At 65.2% G+C, this 4,458-nt stretch carries 6 protein-coding genes; all 6 read right to left on the reverse strand.

The features are described from left to right. Window positions 1-294 (reverse strand): hypothetical protein (locus EN969_RS18410; protein WP_127419292.1); only part of this gene is annotated, 294 nt, incomplete at its 3' end. Window positions 295-305: 11 nt separating this feature from the next. After that, a complete protein-coding gene (gene ptsP, locus EN969_RS18415; RefSeq protein ID WP_063169894.1) occupies window positions 306-1,892 on the reverse strand; it encodes a phosphoenolpyruvate--protein phosphotransferase in 1,587 nt (528 codons plus the stop codon). Beyond that, window positions 1,876-2,178 (reverse strand): HPr family phosphocarrier protein, encoded by a 303-nt coding sequence (locus EN969_RS18420; RefSeq protein ID WP_013528086.1) that lies wholly within the window; start codon window positions 2,176-2,178, stop codon window positions 1,876-1,878. Before EN969_RS18420 ends, ptsP begins: the two co-directional genes overlap by 17 nt. Before the next feature lie 22 nt (window positions 2,179-2,200). Continuing rightward, complete coding sequence (gene dhaM, locus EN969_RS18425; protein WP_013528085.1) at window positions 2,201-2,590, reverse strand: dihydroxyacetone kinase phosphoryl donor subunit DhaM; 390 nt, start codon at window positions 2,588-2,590, stop codon at window positions 2,201-2,203. After that, on the reverse strand, window positions 2,587-3,189 hold the full coding sequence (dhaL, locus tag EN969_RS18430; protein WP_063170451.1) for a dihydroxyacetone kinase subunit DhaL: 603 nt from the start codon (window positions 3,187-3,189) through the stop codon (window positions 2,587-2,589). The genes dhaM and dhaL overlap by 4 nt, the downstream gene beginning before the upstream one ends. A gap of 72 nt (window positions 3,190-3,261) precedes the next feature. After that, the coding region (locus EN969_RS18435; RefSeq protein WP_127419293.1) for a dihydroxyacetone kinase subunit DhaK at window positions 3,262-4,458 on the reverse strand (1,197 nt) is incomplete at its 5' end.

Raw genomic sequence — 4,458 nt, forward strand, 5'->3', positions numbered from 1 at the left:
GCCTGATGCGATCGACATCTTGCCTGGATGCGCCTGGTGATAGGCGGCGAGAAACTGGTCGCGCTCGGCCGGGCTGAAATGGCAGACGGAAAATATAGCCGGCAAATGTTTTGACGGAATCGGGATCGAATAGGCAGGACTGGAAATCTGCGTGACGAAGCTGCGGTGCTTGCCGAGCGCATCGGCCAGGCGCTGGCGCATACCGGACGGGCGCTGGTCGATGACCTGCGACAGGATCGTCTTGTAGGCGCGGATCGCCTCTTCGGAACCGGGTTCGGGTGTCCTGTCGACCATGCCGGCCGCGCCTAGACAGAAACGTCCGCGACGGCCGCCTTGGCCATGGCGAGTTGCGCCGGCGCGACGGAAAGATCGCGCAGGCCGGCCTCGATCAGTGACGGGATCGAGGCTGGATCGCCGGCTGCATCGCCGCACAGGCTGACCGGGATCTCTTCCCGCTGGCCAAACGCCGTCACGGCAGCGATCAGCCGCAGCACGGCCGGATGACGGACCGAATTGAGATGCGCCACGGCAGCGTTGTCGCGGGCGGCCGCCATGACATACTGGGTGAGATCATTGGAGCCGATCGAGAAGAAGGCGGCATCGGTAAAGGCTTCCGGTACGATCGCCACCGAAGGCACTTCGACCATGATGCCGAGCGGCGGCATGTTGTGTGCGACGCCGCGTGCGGCAAGTGCAGTCTGCTCTTCGGCGAACATCGCCGCTGTCTGTCGGTATTCCTCCACAATGGCGATCATAGGGAACATCACTTTCAGGCTGCCATGGACAGCGGCGCGCAGCAGCGCCCGGATCTGTACACGAAACACCTCGGGTCTTGCCAGCGACAGCCTGATCCCGCGCAGGCCGAGAAACGGATTGCTCTCCTCGACCGTAAAGCCGGGCACCGGCTTGTCGCCGCCGGCGTCAACGGTGCGGATCGTCACCGGTTTTTCACCGGCCCACTCCAGCACCTTGCGATAGGCGCGATACTGCGTCTCCTCATCCGGCAGCGTCTTGCCGAACAGGAATTCGGTGCGCATCAACCCGACTCCGTCGCAGGTCGTAATGTCGATGAGGTCGACATCGGACGGGTCGGCGATGTTGACCTGCACGCGCACCGCCGTGCCGGCCTTGGTCACCGCCGGTCGCGCCAGGAACGTCCCGGCCCGGTCGCTGCGCGCCCGGAATGATGAGGACGATTGGCGAAAAGCAGCGATTTCAGTCTTGGAGGGTGACAGCACAATGCCGCCATGTTCGGCGTCGAGCAGCGCTGTGCCGGTTAGACGAGCCAGCGAAGTGCCCAACCCGACAACCATCGGCACGCCGCGCGAACGCGCCAGCATGGCGACGTGGCTGGCGGTGCTGCCCGCCTTCAGTGCGATGCCGCCGCCGCGGCTCCAGTCGGTTTCGAGAAAACGCGTCGGCGCGATATCCCAGCCGTAGAGGATGGCGCCGGTTGGCGCCTGGACGTCGCCATCCTCGGACAGCGCCCGCAGCACCTGGTCCCTGATATCGCGTATGTCGGCGGCCCGTGCGCGGAAATAATCCTGGTCTGACGCGTCGTAGCCGGCAATCTCGGTATCAAGCGCTTGCCGCCAGGCTTTGTCGGCTGGCAGGCCGGTGCGGATCGCGGCAAAGGCCGGGCTGCTCAGCGCATCGTCTTGCAGCATGGCGATCTGAAACTCGAGAATGTCGGCGGCATCGCCCTCGGCCATCTCGCTCAATGCGGTGAGACGGCTTGTCGCGACGGCGATTGCGGCTTCGAGCGCGGCCTTCTCGTCGTCGGCTGTTTCTTTGCCGACATAGGATACGACAGTCTGGTCGAGGTCGAACAGTGGCCCCTCGGCATAGCCGGCCGAGGCCGAAATGCCTTGCAGTCTAAGCGGTTCGGACATGGTCCGCGCCTTCGTCGAAATCGCGCCGCACCAGTTCGACCAACGCGTCGACGGCATCATTGGCGCCGTCACCGCTGGCCCTGATGTGCAGCACGGTGCCCTTCGGCGCCTTGGCCGCCATCACCTTGACGATGCTCTTGGCGTCGAACCATGGCCCGTTGGCGGCGAGCGCGATCTCCACCTCGGCGGCAAAACTCTTGGCCAACTTGGTGAACTTCACCGAAGGACGCGCGTGCAGACCCACCTCGTGGGTGATCACAACGGTCGCTTCGGCGGATGCGGACATGTCTTTCAAAATTCCCGTTCGTTCACGACGGCGACAATTCATGTGCCGTCGCCACCACTTCCCGCAGCGAGGCGCCGCCGGAGGCCTCGGTCGCTGCCATCACCGCGCCTTCGACGATCGGCGCGTTGCAGACTATGATCTTGTGCGAGCGTGGCTCGCCGATCATCTCCACCGCCATTTCCGAGTTGGTCTCCGCGCCGCCGAGATCGACCAGAATGGCGACACCGGCTTCCGACCAGGCCTTGTCGATGGCGCCCATGATCGCCTCGACATTGGTGCCGAGCCCGCCATGGCCGTTTCCGCCGCACCATGCAAGCGGCACTTCGTCGCCCACCATCTGCCGCACCATGTCGGCCGTGCCCTCGGCAACCAGCGGCGAATGCGAGACGATGACGATGCCGACATTGCTCATGCGCTTTCCCCGAGGCTGTGCGCCACTGTGCGCACCAGCAGCGCGGTTGAGCGCGCGCCGGCGTCCATATGACCGATCGATCGGTCGCCCAGGAACGAGGCGCGGCCACGCAAGGCTTTCATAGGCACGGTCGCGTCGGCCGCGGCGTCGGCGATATCGGCGATTTCAAGAGCTGTCTTTCCCTGCAGCAGCGCGTCATGCACCGGCTGCAGCACGTCGAGCATGGTTTTTTGTCCGATCTGCGATTTGCCGCGTGCTGCCACAGCTTCGATCGCCTTGCCGAACGCCGCCGTCAGATTGGCGCGATCGGGTTTCGCCGAAATCTCCTTGCCGAGTGCCAGGAACAGGGTGCCGAACAGCGGGCCGGAGGCGCCGCCGACCGTCATCACCAGCTTGGTGCCGATCGCCTTCAGGGCATCGGGCAGCGGTTTGGCCGAAAATGCTTCGGCTTCGGCGCGCACGGCCTCGAAGCCGCGCTTCATGTTCAGCCCGTGGTCGCCGTCGCCGATCGCCTGGTCGAGCGCCGTCAATTCCTCGGCGTTCGCGGCGATCGTATCCGCGGCGGCCGCGATCAGCCGGGCAAGGTTCAACGCCGCCATGTCACCCGCATTCCCGGTTTCCATCTTGCCGGCAGTATCGAAAGAACGGTCATTCGACAACTGGAGCATACGTCAGGCCGCTTCATGCAATGCCGCGGCCGCCGCGAAGACTTCGGCCACCGCGTGAGCGCCGGGGTCGACCACACCTTGCAGCTTGCTGCCGACATAGGCCGACCGCCCGGCTTTTGCCTTGTCCATGGCGGCCGTGGCCTCGGCACCATGGCGGGCTGCTGTTGCCGCCTCCTCCAGGCCGTTCGCGTCGAGTGCTTTGAGCGCCGGCTCCAGCGCATCGACCATGGTTCTATCGCCAATTCTGGCGCCGCCATAAAAGGTCATCCGTTCAAGGCCGGCAAGCAACGCTCTGGGCAGGCTCGCGCCGCCGCCCAGAGCCTGCGCCGCCGCCGTGAAGAAGATCGACAGCAGCACGCCGCTGGAGCCGCCCATCGACGCGCTCAGAATGTCGCCTATCGCGCCAAGGGTGGCTGCAGGCTCGGCAAGCGGCAGCGTGTCGAGCCGCTCGAGAACACTGCGCGCGCCGGTCGCCACCGTCGAACCGGTGTCGCCGTCGCCTGTTTTGGCGTCCAGTCCGTTCAAAGTCGCTTCGAGCGCGATCAGCCTTTCGCAGATGGTAACGAGAAGAGACCGGGTCCGCGCATCCTGGCTGGGCTTGCGTGCCACGCTTTGTCCGGCCGCTTTCGCCATCGGCACGACGGCAGGTGAAACAACCGGCTTTGCCGGTATCCAGGCATGCGGGCCGACCGGCGCCTGCAAGGCGGTTTCGCGCGCCGCATCCAGCCGGATCAGCGACAGCGAGAAGCCGTTCATGTTGAGCGCCGTCATCAGCGGGCCCGGCCCGATCGTCAGTTTGATGGTTTTGGCCAACGGCGAGGCAAGCACCGCATTGGCGATAACGGACATTTCCAGCGGCGGCACGGAGCCGAGATTGTTGATCAGCAAGGCGTAGGTGGCCTTGGGATCAAGCCGTGCCGCGAGGCGCTCCGCCATGATCGCCACCAGCCTGTCGGCGCTCTGCACCGCAATCCGCTCGACGCCCGGCTCGCCGTGAATGCCAAGGCCGAGTTCGCCATCGTTCTCGCCAAATCTGTCTTCGTGCGGCTGGCCCGGGATCGAGCAGGACGACAGCGACATGCCGAGCGAAACTATGTCCTTAGCCGCCGCCCGCGCCGCTGCCGCGATTTCAGCCAGATCGTGGCCGGCTTCCGACAGGTGGCCTGATATCTTGTGCACGAACAAGGTGCCGGCAACGCC

The organism is Mesorhizobium sp. M7A.F.Ca.CA.003.01.2.1 (assembly GCF_003998945.1).
GTDB lineage: Bacteria > Pseudomonadota > Alphaproteobacteria > Rhizobiales > Rhizobiaceae > Mesorhizobium > Mesorhizobium ciceri.